Here is a 26,292-nt window from a genome sequence, read left to right as displayed (position 1 = left end):
TAACCAACAAAACCAAATTATGCCAATTAAAAGAATTGTAGTAAAAGTTGGTACCAATGTATTAACCAACAAAGATAACAGAATTTTAGGTCCTGTTTTAAAAGAATTAGTACGCCAGATTGCCGTTCTATATGAACGCGACATTATGGTGGTATTAGTATCTTCAGGTTCAGCAATTGCAGGAAAAGAAGTGTTAGGCGAATGTTCTATCGAAGATAAGTCTACGAGAAGACAAGTTTATTCTTCTGTCGGGCAACCTAGAATGATGCGTCATTATTATAGTATTTTCCATGATTACGGAATGCGTTGCGCTCAGGTTTTAGCGACAAAACGTGATTTTACGCCTGGAAAATACAGAGAAAATATGATTAACTGTTACGAAGGTCTTCTTTCTGAAGGAATTATTCCAATCGCCAATGAAGACGACGCTGTTTCTTTAACAATGTCTATGTTCTCAGATAATGATGAATTAGCGAGTTTAGTTGCTGAATTAATCGATGCGGATCGATTAATTATTTTAACGGATACAGACGGACTTTATACAGGTCACCCAGACGATGAAAATTCAGAAAAATTAGATGAAGTAAAAGTCACCCAAAACGTTGAAAAATACGTTCAAGCTTCTGACAAAAAAGAAGGTGAAGGTCGTGGCGGAATGGAGTCTAAATTAAAAATTGCCAAAGGCACGGCAGGAAAAGACATACCTACTTATATCGCAAACGGAAAAAGAGAAAATGTAATTGTAGACATTATTAACGATATGGATGTAGGAACTAAATTTATTTCATAAAAAATTAAGTTTAATTTTAAAAACAACACATGAAACTTTTAAGTTCAAAAATAAAAGATCAAGTACTCGAATCGATGATGAAAATTATTGATCGGGAACGCGACAATATTATAAAAGAAAATAAAAAAGATCTCGAAGCTTTTAATCGTGACGATCAAGCGCTTTATGACCGATTAGTGGTAAATGAAGCAAAAGTTGACGGAATGATTCAAGCCATAAAAGAGGTGAAAGAACAAGACGATCCAGTTGGAAACGAGATTTCTGATATCACCTTAGATAGCGGTTTAAAAATTACCAATAGAACTGCTCCCTTCGGAACGATTATGATTATTTATGAATCTCGTCCAGATGTAACTATTGAAGCGGCTGTTCTTGCTTTTAAAGCTAATAACAAAATTTTACTGAAAGGTGGAAAAGAAGCCATTAACAGTAATTTAATTTTAGAAAAATGTTGGCACGAAGCTCTAGAAGAAAACGGCTTATCGAAAGATTGGATTAAACTACTCCATTTAAAACGTGAAGAAACCCAAGATTTCTTAAAAAATCCTACTGAAAAATTAGATTTAATTGTTCCTCGTGGAAGCGAGCGTCTTATTAAATTTGTAAAAGATAATGCGACTTGCGCAGTTTTAATTAGCGGTAGAGGAAATAATTTCTTATATGTTTCTAAAGATGCCGATTGGGAAAAAGCTGTAAAAGTTATCGTTAATGCAAAAACCGATAAAATTTCTGGTTGTAATGCATTAGATAAAGTCTTAATTGACAAAAATATCCCGAATTATGAAGCCAAATTAAAAGAGCTTCAAGAAGTGATGAAGAAAGTAAATGTGGATATTTTAGTTGATGAAAAAGTTGGAAAAACTCTTGCTGATGAAGAAAAAATTCCAAATGAAGACACATGGTACGAAGAGTTTTTAGCCCTTAAAATTTTATTAGCTGAAGTTGACGGACTTGACCAAGCTATTGAAATGATTAACAAATATTCTGGTGGTCACTCCGCTTCTATTCTAACGGAAAATAAAGAAAAAGCTTCTAAATTTATGGAGCAAGTAGATAGTGCGGCAGTTTACCATAACGCTTCTACTCGATTTACGGACGGTGGGCAAATGGGCGTTGGCGCAGAATTGGCAATTAGTACCGATAAACTCCACCACCGCGGTCCATTAGGATTAAAACAATTAGTGACCAATAAATATTATGTATTTGGTGACGGTCATATAAGAGAATAATTTCCTAAATTCAACAAATTAAAAAAACCTGTTTTCTAATTGGAAACAGGTTTTTTTTGTAAAAGAAAAAGCCGTTTTGCAACGACTTTTTCACCCCAAATAATAAAAATGTTTAACTAAAAATAAACAACTAACAATTTTCAACTGAATTAAATTCAAAGTTCAACTGAAAATATATGGAACAGGATTTTTCTCTTGTCCTGTATTTTCTTTTTGCAAAGGTTTAAATTCAATTACTTCTTCTGTAGAACATTTTAAAGAGTTACTCAGTATAACTAAAAACTCCTTTTCAGAATAAAGATGCTCTACTTTACCGCAACATGTACTTACTTTTAAAGGAAAACCTAACCGCACAATTAACTCTTCATCTATCGCTCCTAAAAAAGCAGCCAATTCTCGTTCTTCCCTTATTTCAATTCTTTCAATCTCATTTTTAAGGTGAATATCGAGATATAAAGGATATTCCACCGTTAAACAAGTTCTATCTTCCTCTTGACAATTTTTATAGGCATTCATCAAACCAGAAAGATTTATAGCTGCAAGTTCTGAAACTCCTTTTTCAACTATTTCTTTACTTTCAAAAGACCAGTGCATTAAAAGAGAATTGAATAAGCTTGTTCTCATATTATCCTTTTAACTGATCAAGTTACATAAATAAAACAACAGTAATTAAAAAACTCCTACCAAAAGATTAATTTTTTTCTAAATTTACTGCGAAAATAAAATTGGAGATGGCAAAAAATTTAAATGACAACGTATGCAAAGAATCAATTTTCGCAAAGATTTACGATACTTATTCAGATCATATATATAATTTTTTGTACTTCAAATTCGGAGAGCGTTTAAATCCTGAAGATAAAATGCAGGAAGCTTTCATTAAACTTTGGAAGAATTGTAAAAAAGTTCCGCCAGAGAAAGCCAAGAGTTTTCTATTTACCGTGGCAAACAATTTAATGCTGAATGAAGCCAAGCATGAAAAAGTGGTTTTAAAATATCAAAAACAAAAACGAGCGAATGTAGATAATCAAGATCCGCAGTTTTTGTTAGAAGAAGAGCAATACCTAAAAAAATATGAAAAAGCTTTAGCTTCACTTACTGAAGCTCAACGAACTGCATTTTTAATGAATCGTGTTGAAGGAAAAAAACATAAAGAAATTGCTGAAGAATTGGGAATTTCACGAAAAGCTGTAGAAAAAAGAATCTACTCTGCCCTTAAAAAACTTAGAAAAGATATTAAAGAATTGTAAACAAGGGTAGGAAAAAAAGAGAGTTAATTGTTTTAGAAGCAGAGAAAGAAAAGAAATGAACAAAGAGAAACTTATACAAAAATGGTTAGATAACGAGCTGAACGAAGCCGAATTTAACCAATTGCAACAATTAGAGGAGTTTCAAGATTATAAAAAAATCGCTGAAACCGCTAAGCAATTTAAAGCGCCTAACTTCGATAAAAAAGAAAGTTTTGCAGCTATTAAATCTAAATTGGTGCAACCTAAAACCAAAACTTCTTGGACAAAACATATTGCAAGAATAGCCGCCATATTTGTTATTGGTTTTGCTACTTATTTTGCGATTACGTATAATTCTGCTACAGAAATTCAAACAATGGCAGGCGTTACTGAAGAAATAACCTTACCCGATGAATCACATATTGAATTAAACGCGGCTTCAACATTATCTTACAATAAATCAAATTGGGAAGACAAGCGTTTAATCAACTTAAAAGGTGAAGCATATTTTGAAGTAGCAAAAGGAAAAACATTTACCGTAGAAACTTCTTTAGGAAATATTAGCGTTTTAGGAACCAAATTTAATATTAGACAACGCGGAGATTTTTTAGAAGTTACCTGCTATGAAGGTCTGGTAAAAGTTGTTACTCCTTTCGAAGAACTTAAATTACCCGTAGGAGAAAGTTTTCAGTTAATCGGAAAAACCAGTTTAAAGCAATCTATTTCCAGCGCAAAACCAAGTTGGCTAGAAGGCGTGAGCAGTTTTAGAAGTGTTCCTTTACAACAAGTTATAGAAGAATTAGAACACCAATACAACATTACTATTACGCTAAAAAAACTTACTTTTGATACAGATGAGTTGTTTACCGGAAGCTTTGTACATAATGATTTAAAAACGGCATTAAAATCGATTACCGTTCCTTTTAATCTTACGTATGAGCAAAACAACACTACTGTAATCTTAAGTGAACGTGAGTAAAAAATTAGGCTGTATACTTTTTATTTTTATTTTTTCATGGGGAAGCGTTTCTGCGCAATCTCAAGAAAAAAAAATTCCACTAACGCAAGTATTGCAGCAAATTGAAACACGTTTTAATATTAAATTCTCGTACGCCAATAGAGATGTAAAATCTTTTCAAGTCGTTCCGCCACCAGCAGATTTATCGTTTAATGAAACGATGAGCTATTTAAATAATCAAACCGATTTACTTTTTCAGGCAATCGATAGTAATATTATTGCTATTCAAAAAAAAAAGAAAAAACCTTTCAAACAGATTGAAAAGCTAGAAGAAGTAATGCTCAGCAACTATCTGGCGAAAGGAATCAACAAAAAAAATAATGGCGTTTTTGAAATTAATTATAAAAACTTCGGAATTCTTCCCGGCTTAATTGAACCTGACGCCTTACAGACTTTACAAGCTTTACCTGGTGTAGAAAGCGTAAATGAAACGGTTTCTAACATCAACGTTCGTGGTGGAACGAATGACCAAAATTTAATTCTTTGGGATGGAATTAGAATGTATCAATACGGGCATTTTTTTGGGTTAATTTCTTCCTTTAATCCGTATCAAACCAAAAAAGTTACGCTTATAAAAAACGGAACCAATCCCGCATACGGAAATAGTGTTTCTAGTGTAGTTTCTATGGAAACCGAAGAAAACCTCAACAAAGATTTTTATGCGGAAACCGGAATAAATTTTTTAAGCACGCACGGTTTTATCGATACGCCTCTAGGAAAAAAATCTTCTATTCAAGCTTCGGCTCGCGTTTCTATTAATGGTTTTTTTATTACGCCGACCTATTACAAATATTTCGATCGCGCTTTTCAAGATACCGAAATTACTTCTACTTCGGCACAAACTTTAAATACCGATCAAAAATTCAATTTTCACGATGCTAGCTTACGTTGGCTATACAATTTTTCATCGCAAGATAAACTTCGTGTGAATTTAATTTATACTTCTAACGATTTGCAATTCAATGAAAACGCTTTTATTGGCGGTGAAGTCGTTTCCAGAGAAAGTGGTTTATCACAAAAAAGTATCGGTTTTGGTGTTTTTCACAACAGAACGTGGAGCAATTCTTTTGAAACTTCTACGCAATTTTATTATTCAAATTATAATTTAGAAGGAGAAAACGCCAATATTTTTCAAGAACAACGTGTACTTCAAGAAAATAATATAGCTGAAGTTGGACTCAAATTAAATAGCTTGCTCAATTTCAATAAATATTTTCAATTTCAAAACGGTTACGAATTTATTGGCACAAATGTTACCGATACCGAAAATCTCACCAATCCCGTTATTTCTGATGAAGACAAAGAGAAGTTAAATACGCACGCTTTATTTACTTCCATAAAATATCGGTCCGATAATAAACAAACTAGAGTCGAAGCCGGTGCACGAATTAATTATTTCGATAAGTTTAATTTATTTTTAGCTGAACCCAGAATTAGTTTCAATCAGCAATTTTTAGATTTTTTCACCTTAGAAATTTTAGGAGAATTAAAAAGCCAAACTACAACACAAGTTATCGATTTTCAAACCGATTTTTTAGGCATTGAAAAACGGAGATGGCAATTGGCAAATCAGCAAGACATTCCTATTTTAAAAAGTAAACAATTATCGCTCGGGTTACGCTATTACCGAAATAAATGGTTGTTAAGTGCGGAAGCTTATGCGAAAAATGTGAGCGATATTTCCTCCCAAAGTCAAGGTTTTCAGAATCAATATCAATATGCGCAAATTATTGGCGATTATACCATTCGCGGGATCGATTTTTTGGTTAACAAACGCTTTGACAATTTGAGTGCCTGGGTAAGTTATTCGCTTACCAATAATAATTATGAATTTGGGGAATTAAGCACAACTAAATTTCCGAATAATGTTGAAATTGTAAATTCACTTTCTGTGGCAGCTTCATATAATTTTAATCAATTTAAATTTTCTGCAGGAATAAATTGGCGCTCTGGAAAACCATTTACGCCTTTAACCCAAAATGGAATTGAAAATAATATTTTTGAATTTGAAAACGCTAACAGTAGCAATCTTAAAAATTACCTTCGCGTAGATATTTCAGCTAGTAAAGAATTCAGTTTAACTGATAAACTTAACGCTTATATGGGTGTTTCCATTTGGAATTTACTCGATAGAGAAAATATTATAAACGCCTATTACGAGCGCTCTTCAACAAACAAAATAGAATTAGTTAAACAACAAGCACTTGGCTTAACGCCTAATTTTGTGTTCCGCGTAAAATTTTAAATTTTCCGTAAGACCTCTTTTTAAAGGAAGATTTTTTCAGTTTAAATATCTATCTTCGAACACAGAAAAATTTCTAATGAATAACTTTTGGCGAAAAATTGTAAACAAGTTCATCTTAACTCAGGACGATTTAAGAGACGATGCAAGCGTTTCTGAATTCAGGTTTGCAAAGGCGTTTCGTAAACTCAAAATTTCGCTTTTACAACTCGCTAAAGAAATTGTATTTATTACCTGCGGAATTTTTGCAGCAGCATTCGGTTTAGAAAGTTTTTTATTACCCAATAATTTTATTGATGGTGGCGCAACCGGGATCGCTTTATTATCTTCTGGATTAACAGATTTACCACTTCATTGGTTAATTTTAATTGTAAATATTCCCTTTGTAATTTTAGGTTTTAATATTGTAGGAAAACAATTTGCGGTGAAAACCGCTCTTGCAATATGCGTTTTGGCCTTGGTAATTGCAAATGTTCATTTTCCTGAAGTTACCGACGATAAATTATTAGTAGCTGTTTTTGGCGGATTTTTCTTGGGCGCGGGAATTGGTTTTTCTGTAAGAGGCGGAGCCGTAATCGACGGAACCGAAGTCCTTGCTATTTATTTAAGTAGAAAATTTGGCGTTACCATCGGCGATATTATTATTGCGATTAACGTAATTATTTTCTCTACCGCGGCTTGGTTACTTTCTATTGAAGCGGCTTTATATTCTATGATCACTTATTTTGCCGCTTCCAAAACACTCGATTTTGTTGTTGAAGGAATTGAAGAATATATTGCCGTAAATATTGTATCGGTTCATAGTGAAGAAATACGAAAAATGATTATTGAAAAAATGCGACGTGGCGTTACGATTTATAAAGGAGAACGCGGTGTAAAGCATTTAGAAGGCGACGACAGAATTGATGTAATTTACACGGTAATCACTCGTTTAGAACTCAACCGTTTAAATACCGAAATCTTAAAAATAGATTCGAATGCGTTTGTGGTAATGACGCCCGTAAAAGACACAAAAGGCGGAATGATAAAACGCCGTCCTTTGCATTAAAATACTTCTTATTTACATTTGCTCAGGAACATCAATTCCTAATAAACTGAAAGCACTTTTTATAGTATTGGCTACTGTTTTTGCTAACTGAACTCTAAAGATTTTTTCTTCGGAATCATCCACGCCTAAAATTGAAATATTTTGATAGAATGAATTAAATACTTTCACTAGCTCGTAGGTATAATTCGCAATTAACGCCGGACTATGTTGTGCTGCAGCTTGTTGAACAATTTCTGGGTAAAGTGCTAATTGTTTAATGAGTTCGCGCTCTTTTTCGTGTAATTTGTAGCTTTCAATATCTTGTTGATAATCGAAAGTTGCCTTACGTAAAATCGATTGAATTCGCGCGTAGGTATATTGAATAAACGGACCGGTATTTCCTTGAAAATCTACCGATTCTTCTGGATTAAATAAAATGCGTTTTTTAGGATCTACTTTTAAAATATAATATTTTAAGGCTCCTAAACCGATTGTTTTATAAAGCGCTTCTTTTTCTTCTTTAGAATAGCCTTCCAGTTTTCCTAATTCTTCTGAAATTTCTTTAGCAGTTTGGGTCATTTCAGTCATCAAATCATCGGCATCTACTACAGTTCCTTCGCGGCTTTTCATTTTTCCACTAGGTAAATCTACCATTCCATAACTTAAATGATACAGATGATTTGCCCATTCATAACCCAACTTTTTCAAGATTAAGAACAAAACTTTAAAATGATAATCTTGTTCGTTTCCAACCGTATAAACCATTCCGTTGATGTCAAAATCTTTTACACGTTGTATAGCCGTTCCGATATCTTGTGTCATATAAACAGCGGTTCCATCGGCACGCAACACAATTTTTTCATCCAAACCATCATCGGTTAAATCTATCCAAACGCTGCCATCGTCTTTTCGGTAAAAAACACCTTTTTCTAGTCCGTCGTTAACGACTTCTTTTCCTAATAAATAGGTATTGCTTTCGTAATAATTTTTGTCGAAATCTACGCCCAATTCTCGATAGGTTTCTTTAAAACCATCGTAAACCCATTGATTCATTTTTTTCCAAAGCGCAACTACTTCTTCATCGCCGGCTTCCCATTGCAAAAGCATTTTTTTTGCTTCTAGCAATAAAGGCGCTTCTTGCTTGGCATCATCTTCAGTAACACCTTGCTTTTTTAATTCCTCAATTTGGGTTTTATATTCTTTATCAAATTTTACATAGTAATTTCCGACAAGTTTATCTCCTTTTAAACCTGTAGATTCTGGCGTTTCTCCTTCACCAAATTTTTGCCACGCCAACATACTTTTACAAATATGAATTCCACGATCGTTAATAATTTGCGTTTTGTAAACGGTATTTCCGGCAGCTTTTAAAATTTCAGCTACTGAATAACCTAATAAATTATTTCTTATATGTCCTAAATGAAGCGGTTTGTTAGTGTTTGGCGAAGAATATTCTACCATAATTTTTGGCGAATTTTCATCAGATTTTACGCTTCCATAAGTAGCATCATCTTTTATAAGATTAAAACTTTTCAGAAAATAAGCATCGCTCAATACGATATTCAGAAAACCTTTTACCACATTAAAATTTGCAACCTCAGCTACATTTTCTTTTAAATGATTTCCAATAGCTTCGCCCAACGCAACAGGATTGGTTTTCACTTGCCGCAACATCGGGAAAACCACCACGGTAATATCGCCTTCAAATTCTTTGCGCGTGGCTTGAAATTCTACTTCTTCAATGCTAACTGAATGTAATTTTTCTACGGCTTCTTTTACTTTTTGCGTAAGGATTTCTTGAATATTCATTGCTAAAAAATTTGAAGCACAAAGATAATTTAAAATTTAGAGTTGCCTAACTTCCGCGGAAGCTTTCCTTATAAAAGCTCGGTTTTCAACAAATATTTTCAAGAAAACAGTTATTTTTAATAAAAAAAGAAATGCTACTGAATGTTTCCTATAATAATGCTGAAATAAAAGAGAAAATTAACACTGAAGTCGGTAAAGCCTTCACCTTGGTTGAACGAATAAAAATGGACGGAATCGGTAGCGGTAAACTTTTTATTACCACCACAAGTATCGAAATTCATAACCTTTTAATTCTGGATAAATACATTAATACTTGCGGAATTGAAATGCGGCCCGACGGTATTATTGTAACGTTTAGATCGCTTTTAGAAACCTACGCTTTAATAATTCCGTATTACAAATTAAAACTTTACAAAGGTCGGGCCGAAGAATATTCAATTTATCGCGATAACTATTTTATTAAAATAAAAGCAGATACAAAAAACGTTCATAATTTCATGAAAAAGTTACTCGATTATAAAGCTGAACATTGGACTTCTAGAGAAAACAATTTATAAACATTTCAGCCTTTATAAGCGTTTCTTTTAACTGCCGAATAACATTCATTTAAACAAAACCTTACTTTCAGCAATAGATTTCAAATCATATTTGCCGCAAAAACAAATGGATTTATTTATTTATGTTTTTGCCGCATTATTTTCGGTAATTAATCCTTTAGGAACCGTTCCTGTCTTCGTGGGTTTAACTAAAGAAGATCCCGCAGCCGAGCGTTCGCGCACTTCTTTGCTCGCTGCCATTAATACGTTTGTAATATTATCAATCGCTTTTTTCACTGGGAAATATATTTTAAATTTCTTTGGAATTAGCATTGAATCCTTAAGAATTGCTGGCGGATTAATTATTGTTTCTTCAGGTTTTGCTTTGCTTACCGGTTCGTTTAATAAACACAAAGGAATGGATCGCGAAAAAGTAAAAAACGATGTAAAAGAACGCGATGGTGTTTCGCTTACGCCATTAGCAATTCCAATGTTAGCAGGACCAGGCTCAATTTCTTTGTTAATTGGTTTACAGGAAGAATACGGAATTATTACCGAACGTTTAGTAATTGTTGGCGCGATTGCCGCAGTTTGTATCGCTACTTTTTTAATGCTGAAAAGTGCTCATTTTATTGTAAAATATTTAGGTGCTTCAGGAATTAATGCGATTTCTCGTATAATCGGTTTTATTGTTATCGCTATCGGGATCGAATATATTAGTTCTTCGGTAATGACGGTTTTAGGAATTGCTTTTGCTTAATTAGCGTTTTTTAAAAGCCAAACCGGAAACGAAGCACAAAATCCCAAAGGCAATCATAGAAAACGACTGAATATTATCATATTCCGGAGCTATTTTTTCTGAACCATTTTTCAATGAAATATGTGGAAACAAAACCGTATAAATTCCGTAGCCAATTAAACCTAATCCAACAACAAGTAAAGCGATTTTAAGCGTATTTTTCATTTTCTGCGGTAAACTTCAAATTTGTATTGAAAGATATATATTTTAACCGTAACTTCAAGTAAAATTCTGTTATGAAAATTTTACTGACCGGCGCTAACGGATATATTGGAATGCGTTTGCTTCCGCTTTTATTAGAAATGAATCATGAAGTGGTTTGCGCTGTAAGAAGCGCCGACAGACTTTCTGTAGATGAGGATGTTAGAAAAGAAATTGAAATCGTAGAAATTGATTTCTTAGAGTCGGTAGATAAAACTATTTTACCAAAAGATATTGATGCGGCGTATTATTTAATTCATTCGATGACGGCTTCTACTTCAGATTTTGATGAAAAAGAAGCGCAAGCCGCTAAAAATTTTAATGAATATGTAGCAGATCTCAATTTGAAACAAGTCATTTTCCTAACAGGAATGATCAATGAAAATAATACTTCTAAACATTTAAGTTCCCGCGAAAAAGTAGGAACAATTTTAAGTGAAGGAAATTTTCACCTCACCTGTTTACAAGCCGGAATTATTGTCGGTTCAGGCAGTTCTTCTTTTGAAATTATTCGCGATCTCTGCGAAAAATTACCCTTTATGATAACTCCACGTTGGGTAAATACCAAAACGCAACCCATCGCAATTAAAAATGTATTGCAGTTTTTAACTGGTGTTTTAGGTAATGAAAAATGTTATGATGAAAATTTCGACATCGGCGGTCCCGAAGTATTGACTTATAAAAAAATGATGCTTCAATATTCACAGATTAGGAATTTGAGTCTCCATATTATAGGTGTTCCGTTTTTATCGCCAAAATTATCTTCCTATTGGTTATATTTTGTGACTTCCACTTCGTATAAACTCGCTTCAAATTTAGTCGATAGTATGAAAGTAGAAGTGATTTCTAAAGATAATAGATTACAAAAAATGCTCGAGATAAATCCCATTTCTTATGCAGAAGCGATTAAATTAGCATTCGATAAAATTGAACAAAATCAAGTAGTTTCCAGTTGGAAAGATTCAAAAGTAAGTGGCCGTTTTACGAACGATTTAAACAAATATGTAAAAGTTCCCACGCATGGATGTCTGTTAGATAAGCAACAACAAAAAGCTGAAAATCCCGAAAAATCTTTAGAAAAAATTTGGAGTATTGGCGGCAGAAATGGCTGGTATTACGCCAATTCCCTTTGGAAATTTAGAGGTTTTCTAGACAAACTTTTTGGCGGTGTTGGTCTGCGACGCGGACGAACACACATTAACCGAATTAACACCGGTGATTCGCTCGATTTTTGGCGCGTCTTGTTAGCCGATAAAGAAAAAAAACGTTTGCTTTTATTTGCTGAAATGCGCATTCCCGGCGAAGCTTGGTTAGAATTCTGCATCGATAAAAAAGGAATTGTTCACCAAACAGCAACCTTTAGACCTCGCGGACTTTCGGGTAGGTTATATTGGTATAGTATGCTTCCGTTTCATTATTTTATTTTTAGAGGAATGTTGAATGAAATTGCGAAAGCTTAATGGTAAAAAAGCTTGTTAATTACATACAAAGCCAAAAACTACTAAGTTTATCCATCTTAATTATTTGTAGTTTTTCAGTTTACATTTTTATTCAACCGGAAAATTTTTACACACAAATTGAAAGTTATTCTATTGTAATTCGAGAATATTTCGGCAGTTTTTATTTATGGTTAGGATTATTAGCCGTTTTATTTTTAATAATTATCGCCTTCTCTCCTATCGGAAAACTTCGACTGGGCAGTAAAACTCCAGAATACAAAACTTTTTCTTGGTTAGCAATGCTTTACAGCGCAGGAATGGGCGCGGGAATTTTATTACGTGCCGTACAAGAACCGGTTTTTATGCAGCAAAATCCGCCGATTTCTACGGAAAACTCAGCTGAAATTATTTCGTTAGAATATACATTTTATCAATGGGGATTTACCGCTTGGGCGTTTTATGGATTTTTCGCTTTGGTGATTGGCTATTATTTATTTGTTCGAAAAAAATCAGTTTTATTAAGTTCGGCTTTTAAACATTCAGAAACCAGCTATATTTTAAAAAGTGTAGACTTACTCACTATTTTAACGACCGTTGTAGGAATTGTCGCTGCAATTGGTTTAGGAACAACACAAATTAAAGGCGGAATTCAACATTTATTTCAGTTTAACCAGCAATATTATCTTGAATTTGAGGTGACTTTTTTAATTTTTTTATTCGGATTTCTTTCGGCTTATCGAGGCATAAAAAAAGGAATTCAGCAAATTTCGAATATCAATATTTATGTAACCTTAATTCTACTTTTTTTCATTTTTTTTCAAAGTGATATGATACATATTCTGAAGAATTTCGGACTTGCTTTCTATCATTATGTTGTAGATTTTATTCCGTTGAGTTTAGCCTTAGGAAAATACAATCCGGGAGAAAATTTTTTAACCGATTGGACCTATTATTATTGGGCGTTTTGGTTAGCTTGGGCGCCTTTTACCGGAATATTTATCGCCAGAATTTCACGCGGAAGAACCATTAAACAAATGATTTTAGGATCACTTTTTATTCCGTCACTCGGAAGCTTTTTTTGGTTTAGCGTTTTCGGGACTTCTTCTTTTCAGCTTATTGAAAAAATGACCAATTACAATAACGAATTCGGCAATGTATTCACTTCAATTTTTGTATTCTTAGAAAACTATCCGTTCGCAACCATAACTTCAGTAATCACGATTATTTTATTGATCGGTTTTTTAGTAACCTCAGTAGATTCGGCAATTTATGTATTAAGTATGTTTACCGATAAAGGAAAAGAAAACCCAAAAAAATCACATCGATTTATTTGGGCTTTTTTATTGTTTTTGTGTACTGAAGCAATTTTATTACTCGGAACGTTTAGTGCGGCAAAAAATGTACTTACGGCGATGCAAAAGTTATTGATTATTACTTCGCTTCCGTTTGCGTTGCTTAGCGTTTTAATTGCCGTAGGATTGATAAAAGATTATCGAGAAAATAAAAATTAATCTTCTTTTGGTAAAAACACTTCTGCCATCATACAACGAGCGCTTCCGCCACCAAGCGTTTCAATAGTATGTAAATCACTACTTAAAATTTCACAATGCTTTTCGATTTTAGCCACTTGATCTGTAGTTAAACTTTGATGTGCTCTTTCGCTCATCACTAAAAATTTCTTTTGAAAAGCTCCTTCTACTTGCAACATATTTCCAGCAAATTCATGCATTTGCTCTTCAGAAATCGTTATGATTTCTTTATTATCGTCTTGCAGACTTTTTACTACCGCTTTTCGCTGCTTTTTATCGTCTATCGTGTCTAAACAAATCACCGCAAAATCTTCAGCTAAACACATCATTACATTTGTGTGATAAATTGCTTTGCGTTCTCCGTTTACCGTTTGATTTGCGGTAAAAATAATGGGCATATATTCAAACTCTTCGCAGAATTCTATGAGCAATTGCTCGTCTGCTCGTGCCGACAATGCGCAATAGGCTTTTTCATTGGCACGATCTAACAATAAACTCCCGGTTCCTTCTAGATAAACTTCTTCCTCTTCAGCCTCAGTATAATCTACAATATTTTTAATTGTAAAACCTTTTTCTTCTAAGGTAGCTAAAATATCTTCTCTACGTTCTCGACGTCTGTTTTTAGCGAACATCGGGTATAAAGCTACATTTCCATTTTCGTGGAAAGAAACCCAATTATTCGGAAAAATAGAATCTGGTGTGTTATTTTCTTTTAGATCATCTATAACAACAACATTTACTCCCACATTTTGAAGTTTTGAAACAAAGGCATCAAATTCTTCCTGCGCTTTTTTGGTAATCGCATCTACTTCGCCATCAATATTTTTCTGAAAATAATTGTTGATTGCGGTTTCTTCGTTCATTCTGAAAGCAACCGGACGAATCATTAAAATAGTATTGGTGATTTGTTTCATTTTCTTCTTTTTAAATTTTGATGTGATTCTGAAATAATTTCAGCAGAAAGCCAGTAAAATTTATTCTCTAATTAAGGGTAACGTTGAACAACGTAAAAGTCCTTCTTGTTTAGCGATTTCAGCGTAAGGAACTTCTTCTACAGTAATTCCGTTTTCACGCAACCACGTATTTAAACGTGTAAAATTTTTCTCAGAAATTACTACATCTTCAGCAATTGAAAAAACATTGCTGTTCATATTATACATTTCTTCCTTCGTAATCTCGAAGACGTTTTCCTTTCCGAAGAAATTTACCAACCATTCATATTCCTCTTTCTCTAGAAATCCGTTTTTATGAATAATGGCTTTATTTTTTCCAACGGGTTGAAAACAACAATCTAAATGCAAAGCGTTGTTTTTCGCGTCGTCATTATCTTTTCTTAGGTTAAAAGATTTTACTTTTTTATGCGGAAATAATTCTTGTATAGCTTCAACAGCTTTTGTATTTGTTCTCGCTGTAATGTAATTTGAATAGTCTTCACCGCGATATGTTCCGACGAAAATATAATCGCCATGCGGCATGACATCGCCCCCTTCTACGTGAACTTCGTCTGGAAATTTCACTACATTTTCCTGTTTCACTTGATTGATTACATGCTGAATTGCATCTATTTCACGTTCACGATCGGGTAAAATATTGGCTTTAATGAATTTATCTTCAATCACAAAACCGATATCTCGCGTAAAAATCTGATTGTATTCTTCAATCACTTTTGGACGATAGACTTCTACATCATATTTTTTTAAAACCTCTTCCACCGCCTTCATCTCTTTAACCATATCTTTTTCCTCTGGATAAGTTCCAGCTTTTATATGTTCTGCAGACTTAGGGTCGTACGCATCTTCTAATTCAGGTTGTTCGCCAATCTCTCTCGCAATACCTAAAATCACAGCTTTTAAGCGTGAAGTTTCGTTGTTTATATGAAGTGAAAGCATTTGTTTATTTTTTTGCAAATATAAAAAAGCTTCATATCTCTATGAAGCTTTTTTATAGATTGATAATGAATAAAATTATCTATTATTAATGTCTTTAAATTCTCTATGGTTTTCTCCAATGTAAACCTGACGAGGACGTCCAATTGGTTCTTTACGTAAACGCATTTCTCTCCATTGTGCGATCCACCCTGGTAATCTTCCTAAAGCGAACATTACAGTAAACATTTCAGTAGGAATGCCTAAAGCTCTGTAAATTATTCCAGAGTAGAAATCTACGTTTGGATATAATTTTCTATCTACAAAGTAGCTGTCTTCTAAAGCTTCTTTCTCTAATCCTTTTGCGATATCTAATACTGGATCTTCAATACCAAGGCTATTTAAAACATCATCTGCTGATTTTTTAATGATTTTAGCTCGTGGATCGAAATTTTTGTACACACGGTGACCGAAGCCCATTAAGCGGAACGGATCTTCCTTGTCTTTCGCTTTTTGCATGTATTTTTTTGTATCGCCACCATCTTGTTTAATTCCTTCCAACATTTCAATCACCGCTTGATTTGCACCACCGTGAAGTGGACCCCAAAGTGCAGAAATACCGGCAGAAATAGAAGCAAATAATCCTGCGTGAGAAGAACCAACTATTCTTACCGTAGAGGTAGAACAATTTTGCTCGTGATCCGCGTGAAGAATTAATAATTTATTTAAAGCTTCTGATACTACTTTATTTACCTCATAGTTTTCAGAAGGTTTTTTAAACATCATTTTTAAGATGTTATCTACATAAGTAAGAGAACTATCACCATAATCTAATGGTTGACCGTTTCTTTTTCGAAGTGTCCAAGCAACAAGAACCGGGAATTTAGCCAGTAACTTAATAATTGCGTTGTACATATCTTCTTCAGAATCTACATTTACAGCGCTTGGATTAAAAGCGATTAATGCACTTGTTAAAGAAGAAAGAACTCCCATTGGGTGAGCAGATTTTGGAAAACCGTCTAGGATCTTCTTCATCTCTTCATCTACATGAGATTCTTTTTTAATATCAGCATATAATTTATCTAGCTGTTGTTGGGTTGGTAGTTCACCGAAAATTAATAAATATGCTACTTCTAAAAAACTTGCTTTTTCAGCTAAATCTTCAATTGCATAACCTCTATAACGAAGAATTCCTTCTTCACCATTTAAAAAGGTAATCGCACTTTCACAAGAACCGGTATTCTTAAAACCGGGATCTAGTGTAATTAAACCTCCAGATTCTCCGCGAAGCTTTTTGATATCGATTGCAATTTCTTTCTCTGTTCCTTCTACGACAGGAAATTCATATTTTTTCCCGTCAATTTCTATAGTAGCGCTTTTTGACATGTGTATATTTTGAGTTTTAATTTTTTTAAGTGTCGCTAATTTACAAAAATTACTGTTAAATTGAAGTTAACAAGCTGTTGAAATTTCAGCAGAAAGCCCCGATTAACGTTAAGGTTTTCTAATAAAACCATTAAAAAAATTTATGATATAAAAAAAGCACAAACCGAAGTTGTGCTTTTTAAAATTTAAAAATATATTCTATTTATATTTTGAACGCATCACGTTGCGGATAATAAGCAATATCACCTAATTGTTCTTCAATACGTAATAATTGATTGTATTTTGCCATACGATCACTTCTGGAAGCTGAACCGGTTTTAATTTGACCTGTATTTAAGGCAACCGCTAAATCTGCAATCGTATTATCTTCAGTTTCTCCAGAACGATGTGACATTACAGAAGTATAACCCGCATTGTGAGCCATATTTACTGCCGCGATTGTTTCAGAAAGTGTCCCGATTTGGTTTACTTTAATTAAAATTGAATTGGCAACTTTATTTTTGATTCCTTTTTGAAGACGTTCTACATTGGTTACAAATAAATCGTCGCCGACTAATTGAACTTTGCGTCCTAATTTTTCAGTTAAATATTGCCAACCGTCCCAATCGTTTTCGTCCATTCCATCTTCAATAGAAATGATGGGGTAATTATCGGCAAGTTCAGCTAAATAATCTGCTTGTTCTTGACTGTTTCTAATTTTTCCTTGTTCTCCTTCAAAAATGGAATAATCATATTTTCCATCTTTATAGAATTCTGCGGCGGCACAATCTAAAGCAATCATAATTTCTTTTCCGAATTTATAACCAGCTTCTTCTACGGCTAATTTTATAGAATCGAGCGCATCTTCAGTTCCGTTTAATGTAGGTGCAAAACCGCCTTCATCTCCCACAGCAGTGCTTAAATTTCGTTTTTTTAATACCTTTTTTAGATAATGAAAAATTTCGCTTCCCATTTGCAATGCTTCGGAAAAACTTTCAGCTTTTACCGGCATTATCATAAATTCTTGAAAAGCGATTGGTGCATCAGAATGTGAACCGCCGTTGATAATATTCATCATAGGAACAGGTAACGTTTTTGCACTTACGCCACCAATATATCTGTAAAGTGGTAAATTTAATTCACCTGCTGCCGCTTTTGCTACTGCTAAGGAAACTCCTAAAATAGCATTTGCTCCTAAATTAGATTTATTTGGAGTTCCATCCAGTTCTAACATTAAGTTATCAATACTTTCCTGTTCAAAAACGGAATGGCCTAATAATTTTTCAGCAATAATACTGTTTACATTTTCTACAGCTTTTTTTACGCCTTTTCCCATATAGGCATTTCCGCCATCGCGTAATTCTACTGCCTCGTGTTCTCCGGTTGAAGCTCCTGAAGGAACTGCCGCTCTTCCTAGAAAACCATTTTCTGTAATAACATCAACTTCTACTGTTGGATTTCCTCTTGAATCAAAAATTTGTCGTGCGTGAATATCTATGATTAAACTCATAATTTTGGTATATTAAATGGATCGCAAGATACAAATTAACTGAATTATAGTTTGCGCTTGCTTGTTAGTTTAAATTTAAAAACCCTTGAAGTTAATCAAGGGTTAGGAATTTTAAGATTTTGTTTTCTCTATATTCTGAATAAAATCATCGAATAGATAACTGGCATCGTGCGGCCCCGGACTTGCTTCGGGGTGATACTGAACAGAAAAACAGTTTTTATTTTTCATTCGTAATCCTGCAACCGTATGATCGTTTAAATGCGTGTGTGTTATTTCAACTTCTTTATTGTTTTCCAGATTTTCTCTACTCACAGCAAAACCATGATTTTGAGAAGTAATTTCTCCTCTTCCAGTTAGCAAATTTTTAATCGGGTGATTAATTCCTCGGTGACCGTGGTGCATTTTATAAGTAGAAATTCCGTTGGCTAAAGCAATAATTTGATGTCCTAAACAGATTCCGAATAAGGGTTTATCTTCTTCAATTATTTTTTTTGCTAATTGAATTGCTTCCGTTAAAGGTTCCGGATCTCCAGGACCATTTGACAAGAAATAACCATCTGGATTAAATTCACTCATTTGCTCATAAGTAGCATTATAAGGAAACACTTTTATGGAGCAATCGCGTTTTGCTAAATTTCTTAAAATATTGGTTTTAATTCCAATATCTAAGGCTGCAATTTTATACTTCGCGTTTTCATCACCAAAGAAATAAGGTTCTTTCGTGGAAACTTTTGAAGCTAACTCAAGTCCTGCCATATCAGGGATTAAAGCTAATTCTTTCTTCAGTCCTTCAATATCATCAACTTTCGTTGAAATAGCTGCATTCATTGCTCCATTTTTTCTAATATATGAAACCAATGCGCGTGTGTCTACATCAGAAATAGCTAAGAGATTATATTTTTTAAGAAATTCTTCTAACGAAAGATCTGATTTAACTCTTGAATAATTATAACTGAAATTCTTACAGATTAAACCTGCAATTTTAATATTGTCGGATTCTATTTCTTCACTAAATGTACCGTAATTTCCGATGTGTGCATTGGTCGTAATCATTAATTGACCATAATAGGAAGGATCGGTAAATATTTCTTGGTAACCGGTCATTCCGGTATTAAAACAAACTTCTCCAAAAGAAGTTCCTTCTTGGTTACCAACAACTTTTCCGTGGAAAATAGTTCCATCTTCTAGTAATAGAATTGCTTTTTTTCGAACGTTATATTTCATGGTAGATGTAAAATTATACGATAAATTAAAAAAAAAGGATAAACTTTAAAAGCTTATCCTTTTTTTACAAAATTATTCAATAAGAAAATTTATTCTATTCATCATCTTTTGATGATTTTTCTTCTTTAGTTTCTGTAGAAGTTTCATTAGCTGTAGCGGTAGATTCAGATTTACTCTTTTTTCCACCTCTTCGGCTACGACGCGTAGATTTTTTCTTCGTAGAATCAGTATTATAAATTTCGTTGAAATCTACTAATTCAATAAGTGCCATCTCTGCGTTATCTCCAAGTCTGTTTCCTAATTTAATAATACGTGTGTAACCTCCTGGACGATCTCCTACTTTTGGAGCTACTTCTCTAAAAAGTTCACTCACAGCATATTTATCACGAAGTTTAGAAAAAACTAGTCTTCTGTTATGTGTGGTATCTACTTTAGATTTTGTTACTAGAGGTTCTACAAATTGCTTTAAAGCTTTTGCTTTAGCAAGTGTAGTATTAATACGTTTATGTTGAATTAAAGAAGCTGACATGTTAGCAAGCATTGCTTTTCTATGCGCAGTCTTTCTACTTAAATGATTAAATTTCTTTCCGTGTCTCATGACTTTTTATTTAACATCATCTTGCTTCCGAACCCTTTCGGGGAGCAAAATATGATGAATTAATCTTTATCTAATTTGTATTTTGAAAGATCCATTCCGAAATTTAATCCTTTAACGTTTACTAATTCTTCTAGTTCAGTTAAAGATTTTTTTCCGAAGTTACGGAACTTCATCAAGTCGTTTTTATTATACGATACTAAGTCTCCTAAAGTATCTACTTCTGCAGCTTTTAAACAGTTTAATGCTCTTACTGAAAGATCTAAATCGACTAATTTAGTTTTCAATAATTGTCTCATGTGAAGAGATTCTTCATCATAAGTTTCTGTTTGTGCAATTTCATCTGCCTCTAATGTTATTCTTTCATCAGAGAATAACATAAAGTGGTGAATCAATATTTTTGCTGCTTCAGTTAAAGCGTCTTTAGGATGTATAGAACCATCGGTAATGATTTCGAAAACTAATTTTTCATAATCGGTTTTCTGCTCTACACGAAAGTTTTCTATACTATACTTTACATTTTTTATTGGTGTGTAAATAGAATCTGTAAAGATAGTACCTAAAGCAGCATTAGATTTTTTGTTTTCTTCAGCAGGAACATAACCACGACCTTTGTCAATAGTAAGTTCCATATTAAAATTTACACTTTTTTCTAAGTTGCAAAGTACTAAATCTGGATTTAGTACTTGGAAACCTGAAATAAACTTTTGTAAATCTCCAGCTGTTATTTGTTCTTTACCAGACAATGAAGCGGTAACGGTTTCGTTATCTACTTCTTCAATTTGTCTTTTAAATCGAACTTGCTTGAGGTTCAAAATAATCTCTGTTACATCTTCAACTACGCCAGCGATGGTAGAAAATTCGTGATCTACACCTTCGATTCTAACGGATGTAATCGCAAATCCTTCTAAAGAAGACAACAGAACTCTTCGCAAAGCGTTACCAACAGTCAATCCATAACCAGGTTCTAAAGGGCGGAATTCAAATTTCCCTTCAAACTCTGTTGAATCGATCATGATAACTTTATCGGGCTTCTGAAAATTAAGTATTGCCATATTGTGAGTCTGTCTGTTAAAATTATTTCGAATATAATTCGACGATAAATTGTTCGTTTATGTTTTCTGGAATTTGAATTCTAGAAGGAGTGCTTACAAAAGTTCCTTCTTTTTTATCGTTATTCCAAGTAATCCATTCGTATACACTATTGGCATTCTCTAAAGAACTTTGAATTGCCGTTAATGATTTTGATTTTTCTCTTACTCCAACAACATCTCCTTCTTTTAACTGGTAAGATGGAATATTTACAATTTCTCCATTTACAGTAATATGTCTATGAGAAACTAATTGTCTCGCTCCTCTTCTAGAAGGAGATAATCCCATTCTAAAAGCTACATTATCTAAACGAGATTCACATAATTGTAGTAAAACCTCACCGGTAATTCCTTGAGCACGGGTTGCTTTCTTAAACATGTTTCTGAATTGACGCTCTAAAATACCATAAGTATATTTAGCTTTCTGCTTTTCCATAAGCTGAACAGCGTATTCAGATTTTTTACCTCTTCTTCTATTGTTTCCGTGTTGACCAGGAGGATAATTTCTTTTTTCAAAAGACTTATCGTCTCCAAAAATAGCTTCACCGAATTTACGGGCTATTTTAGTTTTTGGACCAGTATATCTTGCCATTTAATTTAATTTTTAAAAGGTGATTATGAATTAAGGTCTAATTTATTAATCCTTCGATAATCGTAATACCTTTTAGTTTATACGTTTACTTATACTCTTCGTCTTTTCGGAGGACGACATCCGTTGTGTGGAATTGGAGTGATATCGATAATTTCTGTTACTTCAACACCACCATTGTGGATAGATCGAATTGCAGATTCTCTACCATTTCCAGGTCCTTTCACAAAGACTTTTACTTTTCTCAACCCTGCTTCTTGCGCTACTTTTGTAGCATCTTCCGCAGCTAATTGAGCAGCGTAAGGAGTGTTCTTTTTACTTCCTCTAAAGCCCATCTTCCCGGCTGAAGACCAAGAAATAACATCTCCATTTTTATTTGTCAAACAAACAATGATATTGTTGAAAGAAGCAGTAATATGCGCTTCTCCAAAAGAATCAACGTTTACTTTACGTTTTTTTGTTGTCGATTTTGCCATAATTACTTATTATTTAGTTGCTTTCTTCTTGTTAGCAACTGTTTTTCTTCTTCCTTTACGCGTTCTAGAGTTATTCTTAGTACGTTGACCTCTTAATGGAAGTCCTGTTCTATGACGAATTCCTCGGTAACAACCAATATCCATTAAACGCTTAATGCTTAATTGAACTTCAGAACGAAGCTCTCCTTCGATTGTGTAATTACCTACAGCTTCACGGATTCTACCAATCTCATCGTCTGTCCAATCAGAAACCTTTGTACTTTCATCTACTTTGGCATTTTTAAGGATTTCTTGAGCCCTGCTTTTGCCAATTCCGAAGATATAGGTCAATGCTATAACTCCTCGCTTTTGTTTTGGTATATCAACACCTGCAATTCTTGCCATAATTAGCCTTGTCTTTGTTTAAATCTAGGATTCTTTTTGTTAATAACGTAAAGTCTACCTTTTCTGCGTACAATTTTGCAGTCGGCGCTTCGTTTTTTTACTGATGCTCTTACTTTCATCTTTATAATTTTTTCTAATAAAATGTAACGTATTTATGTACGTTAGCAGTTTTTTTTAAATTTTTTCGGATTGCAAAAGTAATGAAAAAATTCTAAATAACTACATTTTAATGATTTATTAGTATCTATATGTAATTCGAGCCTTTGTTAAATCGTAAGGACTCATTTCTAATTTCACTTTATCTCCTGGTAAAAGTTTAATATAGTGCATACGCATTTTACCAGAAATATGTGCTGTCACCACGTGACCATTTTCTAATTCTACTCTAAACATTGCGTTAGATAATGCTTCGATTATCGTTCCGTCTTGTTCTATCGCGGGTTGTTTTGCCATAATTAAGCTACTGCTTTTCGATTTCTACCAGTTTTCATTAATCCGTCGTAATGTCTATTCAATAAATATGAATTGACTTGTTGCATTGTATCGATCGCTACACCTACCATAATTAATAATGAGGTTCCTCCAAAGAATAACGCCCAACCTTGCTGAACTCCAATAGATACAATAATAGCCGGAAATATTGCAATTAAAGCTAAGAAAACAGAACCTGGTAAAGTTATTTGAGACATAATTCTATCTAAATATTCAGCTGTTTCTGTTCCTGGTCTAATTCCTGGTATAAAACCTCCGCTACGTTTTAAATCATCGGCCATTTTATTTGTAGGAACCGTAATCGCAGTATAAAAATAAGTGAATATGATAATTAATAATGCGAAAACAAGGTTATACCAAAAGCCGAATATATTATTAAAAGCCCCTGCAATTCCTTGAGCTGTTTCAGAATCTGAAAGACCAGCTAAAGCGGCAGGAATAAACATTATTGCTTGCGCGAAAATAATAGGCATTACTCCTGATGCATTAAGCTTTAAAGGAATAAACTGTCGAGCGCCACCAAAAATATTTTTTTCATAACCTCCAGCTGCATTTCTTCTTGCATACTGAACAGGAATTTGACGAACCGCCATTACAAGCATTACTGAACCAAAAATAATAGCAAACCAAATTACAAGTTCGATAAGAATCATGATCATTCCTCCGTTAGATTCTGACACTCTTGAAACCCATTCTTGTAAAAATGCTTGTGGTAAAGTAGCGATAATCCCAACCATAATTAAAAGTGAGATACCATTACCAATACCTTTATCTGTAATACGTTCACCTAACCACATAGCAAATATAGTACCTGTAGTTAAAATGATTACAGATGAAACAATAAACGACAGAGAATCGCCCATTAAAAATGCGCTTTGCGGTAAAGTTGAAAATAAATTATAAATATAACCTGGTCCTTGAACCAAGGTAATCGCAATAGTTAACCAACGTGTGATTTGATTAATTTTCTTTCTTCCGCTTTCTCCCTCTTTTTGAAGTTTTTGAAGATAAGGAACCGCAATACCCATTAATTGCACCACAATCGATGCAGAAATGTATGGCATAATTCCTAATGCAAATATAGATGCGTTTGCAAAAGCTCCTCCTGTAAATGCATTAAGTAAACCTAAAAGACCACCATCGGTTTGAGTTGATAAATCAGCTAATTGCGCTGCATCAATACCGGGAAGTACAATTTGAGTTCCAAATCTATACACTAATAAGAGCCCAAGCGTAACTAAAATACGATTTTTGAGCTCTTCTATCTTCCAAATGTTTTTTATTGTTTCAATAAATTTCATGCTAATTTCATTATAAGGTTACTGCTTCTCCTCCTGCAGCCTCAATAGCTTCTTTAGCAGAGGCAGTAAATTTATGAGCAGATACCTTTAATTTTGTTTTAAGTTCTCCTCTTCCTAAAATTTTAACAAGCTCATTTTTTCTAGCTAAACGATTTTCTACCAATGTATCGAAATCTACAGTATCTTTTATTTTACCATTATCAGCTAATTGCTGAAGAGTATCTAAATTAATACCTTGATATTCTTTACGGTTGATATTATTAAAACCGAATTTAGGAACTCGTCTTTGAAGTGGCATTTGACCTCCTTCAAAACCGATTTTCTTAGAGTAACCTGAACGAGATTTAGCACCTTTATGTCCACGAGTAGAAGTTCCACCTTTTCCAGATCCTTCTCCACGCCCAATGCGCTTACTGTTTCCTCGTACTGAACCTTCTGCAGGTTTTAAGTTATATAATTCCATTGCTTATCTTATTTTGTTTCTTCTACAGAAACTAAATGTTTCACTTTGTTTACCATTCCAAGGATATTAGGGGTATCGTTATGCTCAACGCTTTGCCCTATTTTTCTCAATCCTAATGCTTCTAGAGTAAGCTTTTGGTTTTTAGTACGATTAATCGCACTTCTTACTTTAGTTACTTTTATCTTTCCCATGTTTCCTTGAATTATTATCCGTTAAAAACCTTATCTAATGAAATACCTCTTTGCTTAGCAACAGTATCTGCACTACGCAATTGAAGAAGAGCATCGAAAGTTGCTTTCACTACGTTGTGAGGGTTAGAAGATCCTTGGTTTTTAGACAATACGTCATGTACTCCAACAGATTCTAATACTGAACGAATAGCACCACCAGCAATTACTCCAGTACCAGTTGAAGCAGGTATTAACAATACTCTTGCTCCTCCAAATTTACCTTTTTGCTCGTGAGGCAACGTTCCTTTATGTAAAGGAATACGAACTAAATTCTTCTTTGCGTCTTCTACTGCTTTTGCAATAGCCTCTGCAACTTCTTTAGATTTACCTAAACCTTGACCTACAACACCATTTTCATCTCCTACAACTACAATAGCAGAAAATCCAAAAGCTCTACCACCTTTTGTAACTTTAGTTACACGTTGTACTCCAACTAAACGATCTTTTAAGTCTAAGCCACTCGGCTTTACACGTTCTACGTTTTTATAATCTTGATACATATCTTTTTAGAATTTAAGTCCTCCTTCGCGAGCACCTTCTGCTAATGATTTAACTCTACCGTGATATAAATACCCACCTCTATCGAAAGTTATTGTATTGATACCATTTTGCGTTGCTTTTTCAGCAATTAATTTCCCAACGGCTGTAGCAACATCAGATTTTGTTCCTTCTGCGCTAATGCCTTTATCTCTAGAAGAAGCAGCTACCAATGTTTTTCCTTCAACATCATCTATAATTTGAGCATAAATTTCTTTATTACTTCTAAATACAGATAATCTAGGTCTTTCTGAGGTACCGGTAAGATCCTTACGGATTCTTCTTCTAATTTTATTTCTTCTTTTTACTTTTGAAAATGCCATAA

The 26,292-nt window shown here is 33.7% G+C and carries 30 protein-coding genes; 10 read left to right on the top strand and 20 right to left on the bottom strand.

The window, feature by feature from the left end; all coding sequences use genetic code 11:
- Positions 1 to 19: 19 nt before the first annotated feature.
- Together proB and ACFFGL_RS03635 are read left to right on the top strand one after the other, a co-directional pair.
- On the top strand, positions 20 to 790 hold the full coding sequence (gene proB, locus ACFFGL_RS03640) for a glutamate 5-kinase (RefSeq protein ID WP_309728513.1): 771 nt from the start codon (positions 20 to 22) through the stop codon (positions 788 to 790).
- 29 nt (positions 791 to 819) lie between these two features.
- Entirely contained in the window at positions 820 to 2,019 is a 1,200-nt protein-coding gene (locus tag ACFFGL_RS03635) for a glutamate-5-semialdehyde dehydrogenase (protein WP_309728515.1), read from the top strand.
- Between the two features lie 162 nt (positions 2,020 to 2,181).
- Here ACFFGL_RS03635 and ACFFGL_RS03630 read toward each other — a convergent pair whose 3' ends face one another.
- A complete protein-coding gene (locus ACFFGL_RS03630; RefSeq protein WP_309728517.1) occupies positions 2,182 to 2,643 on the bottom strand; it encodes a hypothetical protein in 462 nt (153 codons plus the stop codon).
- A gap of 107 nt (positions 2,644 to 2,750) precedes the next feature.
- On the opposite strand from ACFFGL_RS03630, the gene ACFFGL_RS03625 reads away from it, so the two are divergent.
- The 4 genes from ACFFGL_RS03625 (at position 2,751) to ACFFGL_RS03610 (ending at position 7,553) form a co-directional block, all read left to right on the top strand.
- Positions 2,751 to 3,266, top strand: coding sequence for an RNA polymerase sigma factor (locus tag ACFFGL_RS03625; RefSeq protein ID WP_309728519.1), 516 nt, complete (start codon positions 2,751 to 2,753; stop codon positions 3,264 to 3,266).
- A 55-nt stretch (positions 3,267 to 3,321) separates the two neighbouring features.
- Entirely contained in the window at positions 3,322 to 4,224 is a 903-nt protein-coding gene (locus ACFFGL_RS03620; RefSeq protein ID WP_309728521.1) for a FecR family protein, read from the top strand.
- On the top strand, positions 4,217 to 6,508 hold the full coding sequence (locus tag ACFFGL_RS03615) for a TonB-dependent receptor plug domain-containing protein (protein ID WP_378927960.1): 2,292 nt from the start codon (positions 4,217 to 4,219) through the stop codon (positions 6,506 to 6,508). Before ACFFGL_RS03620 ends, ACFFGL_RS03615 begins: the two co-directional genes overlap by 8 nt.
- Before the next feature lie 76 nt (positions 6,509 to 6,584).
- Positions 6,585 to 7,553 carry a YitT family protein gene (locus ACFFGL_RS03610; RefSeq protein ID WP_309728525.1) on the top strand — a complete coding sequence of 323 codons (969 nt, stop codon included), beginning with the start codon at positions 6,585 to 6,587 and terminating at the stop codon, positions 7,551 to 7,553.
- A gap of 12 nt (positions 7,554 to 7,565) precedes the next feature.
- Here the strand turns inward: ACFFGL_RS03610 and argS are convergent, their stop codons facing one another.
- Positions 7,566 to 9,341 carry an arginine--tRNA ligase gene (gene argS, locus ACFFGL_RS03605; RefSeq protein WP_309728527.1) on the bottom strand — a complete coding sequence of 592 codons (1,776 nt, stop codon included), beginning with the start codon at positions 9,339 to 9,341 and terminating at the stop codon, positions 7,566 to 7,568.
- 131 nt (positions 9,342 to 9,472) lie between these two features.
- Here argS and ACFFGL_RS03600 point away from each other — a divergent pair, with 131 nt between their 5' ends.
- Complete coding sequence (locus ACFFGL_RS03600) at positions 9,473 to 9,898, top strand: hypothetical protein (RefSeq protein WP_309728529.1); 426 nt, start codon at positions 9,473 to 9,475, stop codon at positions 9,896 to 9,898.
- A 106-nt stretch (positions 9,899 to 10,004) separates the two neighbouring features.
- Entirely contained in the window at positions 10,005 to 10,637 is a 633-nt protein-coding gene (locus ACFFGL_RS03595) for a MarC family protein (RefSeq protein WP_309728531.1), read from the top strand.
- On the opposite strand, the gene ACFFGL_RS03590 is transcribed toward ACFFGL_RS03595, so the two are convergent.
- Positions 10,638 to 10,841 carry a hypothetical protein gene (locus ACFFGL_RS03590; RefSeq protein WP_309728532.1) on the bottom strand — a complete coding sequence of 68 codons (204 nt, stop codon included), beginning with the start codon at positions 10,839 to 10,841 and terminating at the stop codon, positions 10,638 to 10,640.
- A 71-nt stretch (positions 10,842 to 10,912) separates the two neighbouring features.
- Between ACFFGL_RS03590 and ACFFGL_RS03585 the strand changes: the two genes are divergently transcribed.
- Both ACFFGL_RS03585 and ACFFGL_RS03580 read left to right on the top strand, forming a co-directional pair.
- Positions 10,913 to 12,337 carry an SDR family oxidoreductase gene (locus tag ACFFGL_RS03585; protein WP_309728534.1) on the top strand — a complete coding sequence of 475 codons (1,425 nt, stop codon included), beginning with the start codon at positions 10,913 to 10,915 and terminating at the stop codon, positions 12,335 to 12,337.
- The gene (locus ACFFGL_RS03580) at positions 12,337 to 13,827 is read left to right on the top strand and encodes a BCCT family transporter (protein ID WP_309728536.1); all 1,491 of its coding nucleotides are present in this window, start codon (positions 12,337 to 12,339) and stop codon (positions 13,825 to 13,827) included. The genes ACFFGL_RS03585 and ACFFGL_RS03580 overlap by 1 nt, the downstream gene beginning before the upstream one ends.
- Here the strand turns inward: ACFFGL_RS03580 and ctlX are convergent.
- The 17 genes from ctlX to rplR form a co-directional block, all read right to left on the bottom strand.
- A complete protein-coding gene (gene ctlX / locus ACFFGL_RS03575; RefSeq protein ID WP_309728538.1) occupies positions 13,824 to 14,759 on the bottom strand; it encodes a citrulline utilization hydrolase CtlX in 936 nt (311 codons plus the stop codon). The genes ACFFGL_RS03580 and ctlX overlap by 4 nt on opposite strands.
- Positions 14,760 to 14,819: 60 nt before the next feature.
- Positions 14,820 to 15,734 (bottom strand): dimethylarginine dimethylaminohydrolase family protein, encoded by a 915-nt coding sequence (locus tag ACFFGL_RS03570; protein ID WP_309728540.1) that lies wholly within the window; start codon positions 15,732 to 15,734, stop codon positions 14,820 to 14,822.
- Positions 15,735 to 15,809: 75 nt separating this feature from the next.
- Complete coding sequence (locus ACFFGL_RS03565) at positions 15,810 to 17,096, bottom strand: citrate synthase (RefSeq protein ID WP_309728542.1); 1,287 nt, start codon at positions 17,094 to 17,096, stop codon at positions 15,810 to 15,812.
- 202 nt (positions 17,097 to 17,298) lie between these two features.
- Positions 17,299 to 18,585 (bottom strand): phosphopyruvate hydratase, encoded by a 1,287-nt coding sequence (eno, locus tag ACFFGL_RS03560; protein ID WP_309728545.1) that lies wholly within the window; start codon positions 18,583 to 18,585, stop codon positions 17,299 to 17,301.
- Between the two features lie 111 nt (positions 18,586 to 18,696).
- Entirely contained in the window at positions 18,697 to 19,809 is a 1,113-nt protein-coding gene (carA, locus tag ACFFGL_RS03555; protein WP_309728547.1) for a glutamine-hydrolyzing carbamoyl-phosphate synthase small subunit, read from the bottom strand.
- 94 nt (positions 19,810 to 19,903) lie between these two features.
- Positions 19,904 to 20,407 carry a 50S ribosomal protein L17 gene (gene rplQ / locus ACFFGL_RS03550; RefSeq protein WP_309728549.1) on the bottom strand — a complete coding sequence of 168 codons (504 nt, stop codon included), beginning with the start codon at positions 20,405 to 20,407 and terminating at the stop codon, positions 19,904 to 19,906.
- Positions 20,408 to 20,466: 59 nt separating this feature from the next.
- The gene (locus tag ACFFGL_RS03545; RefSeq protein WP_309728551.1) at positions 20,467 to 21,459 is read right to left on the bottom strand and encodes a DNA-directed RNA polymerase subunit alpha; all 993 of its coding nucleotides are present in this window, start codon (positions 21,457 to 21,459) and stop codon (positions 20,467 to 20,469) included.
- 22 nt (positions 21,460 to 21,481) lie between these two features.
- Complete coding sequence (rpsD, locus tag ACFFGL_RS03540) at positions 21,482 to 22,087, bottom strand: 30S ribosomal protein S4 (protein WP_309728553.1); 606 nt, start codon at positions 22,085 to 22,087, stop codon at positions 21,482 to 21,484.
- An 89-nt stretch (positions 22,088 to 22,176) separates the two neighbouring features.
- Positions 22,177 to 22,560, bottom strand: coding sequence for a 30S ribosomal protein S11 (rpsK, locus tag ACFFGL_RS03535; RefSeq protein ID WP_309728554.1), 384 nt, complete (start codon positions 22,558 to 22,560; stop codon positions 22,177 to 22,179).
- A gap of 9 nt (positions 22,561 to 22,569) precedes the next feature.
- Positions 22,570 to 22,944 (bottom strand): 30S ribosomal protein S13, encoded by a 375-nt coding sequence (gene rpsM, locus ACFFGL_RS03530; protein WP_309728556.1) that lies wholly within the window; start codon positions 22,942 to 22,944, stop codon positions 22,570 to 22,572.
- A gap of 2 nt (positions 22,945 to 22,946) precedes the next feature.
- On the bottom strand, positions 22,947 to 23,063 hold the full coding sequence (ykgO, locus tag ACFFGL_RS03525; RefSeq protein WP_013305171.1) for a type B 50S ribosomal protein L36: 117 nt from the start codon (positions 23,061 to 23,063) through the stop codon (positions 22,947 to 22,949).
- A 118-nt stretch (positions 23,064 to 23,181) separates the two neighbouring features.
- Positions 23,182 to 23,397 carry a translation initiation factor IF-1 gene (gene infA, locus ACFFGL_RS03520; protein ID WP_014031991.1) on the bottom strand — a complete coding sequence of 72 codons (216 nt, stop codon included), beginning with the start codon at positions 23,395 to 23,397 and terminating at the stop codon, positions 23,182 to 23,184.
- A 2-nt stretch (positions 23,398 to 23,399) separates the two neighbouring features.
- Entirely contained in the window at positions 23,400 to 24,737 is a 1,338-nt protein-coding gene (gene secY, locus ACFFGL_RS03515) for a preprotein translocase subunit SecY (protein ID WP_309728633.1), read from the bottom strand.
- Positions 24,738 to 24,747: 10 nt separating this feature from the next.
- Complete coding sequence (rplO, locus tag ACFFGL_RS03510; protein WP_309728635.1) at positions 24,748 to 25,200, bottom strand: 50S ribosomal protein L15; 453 nt, start codon at positions 25,198 to 25,200, stop codon at positions 24,748 to 24,750.
- An 8-nt stretch (positions 25,201 to 25,208) separates the two neighbouring features.
- Complete coding sequence (rpmD, locus tag ACFFGL_RS03505; RefSeq protein ID WP_309728637.1) at positions 25,209 to 25,391, bottom strand: 50S ribosomal protein L30; 183 nt, start codon at positions 25,389 to 25,391, stop codon at positions 25,209 to 25,211.
- Positions 25,392 to 25,405: 14 nt separating this feature from the next.
- Positions 25,406 to 25,930 (bottom strand): 30S ribosomal protein S5, encoded by a 525-nt coding sequence (gene rpsE, locus ACFFGL_RS03500; RefSeq protein ID WP_309728639.1) that lies wholly within the window; start codon positions 25,928 to 25,930, stop codon positions 25,406 to 25,408.
- A 6-nt stretch (positions 25,931 to 25,936) separates the two neighbouring features.
- Complete coding sequence (gene rplR / locus ACFFGL_RS03495; protein ID WP_309728641.1) at positions 25,937 to 26,290, bottom strand: 50S ribosomal protein L18; 354 nt, start codon at positions 26,288 to 26,290, stop codon at positions 25,937 to 25,939.
- Between the last annotated feature and the right edge of the window lie 2 nt (positions 26,291 to 26,292).

It is taken from the genome of Mesonia maritima (assembly GCF_042433895.1).
Taxonomy (GTDB): domain Bacteria; phylum Bacteroidota; class Bacteroidia; order Flavobacteriales; family Flavobacteriaceae; genus Mesonia; species Mesonia maritima.
The sequence above is the reverse complement of the archived record's forward strand: the minus strand, read 5'-3'. Positions and strand labels throughout refer to the sequence as shown.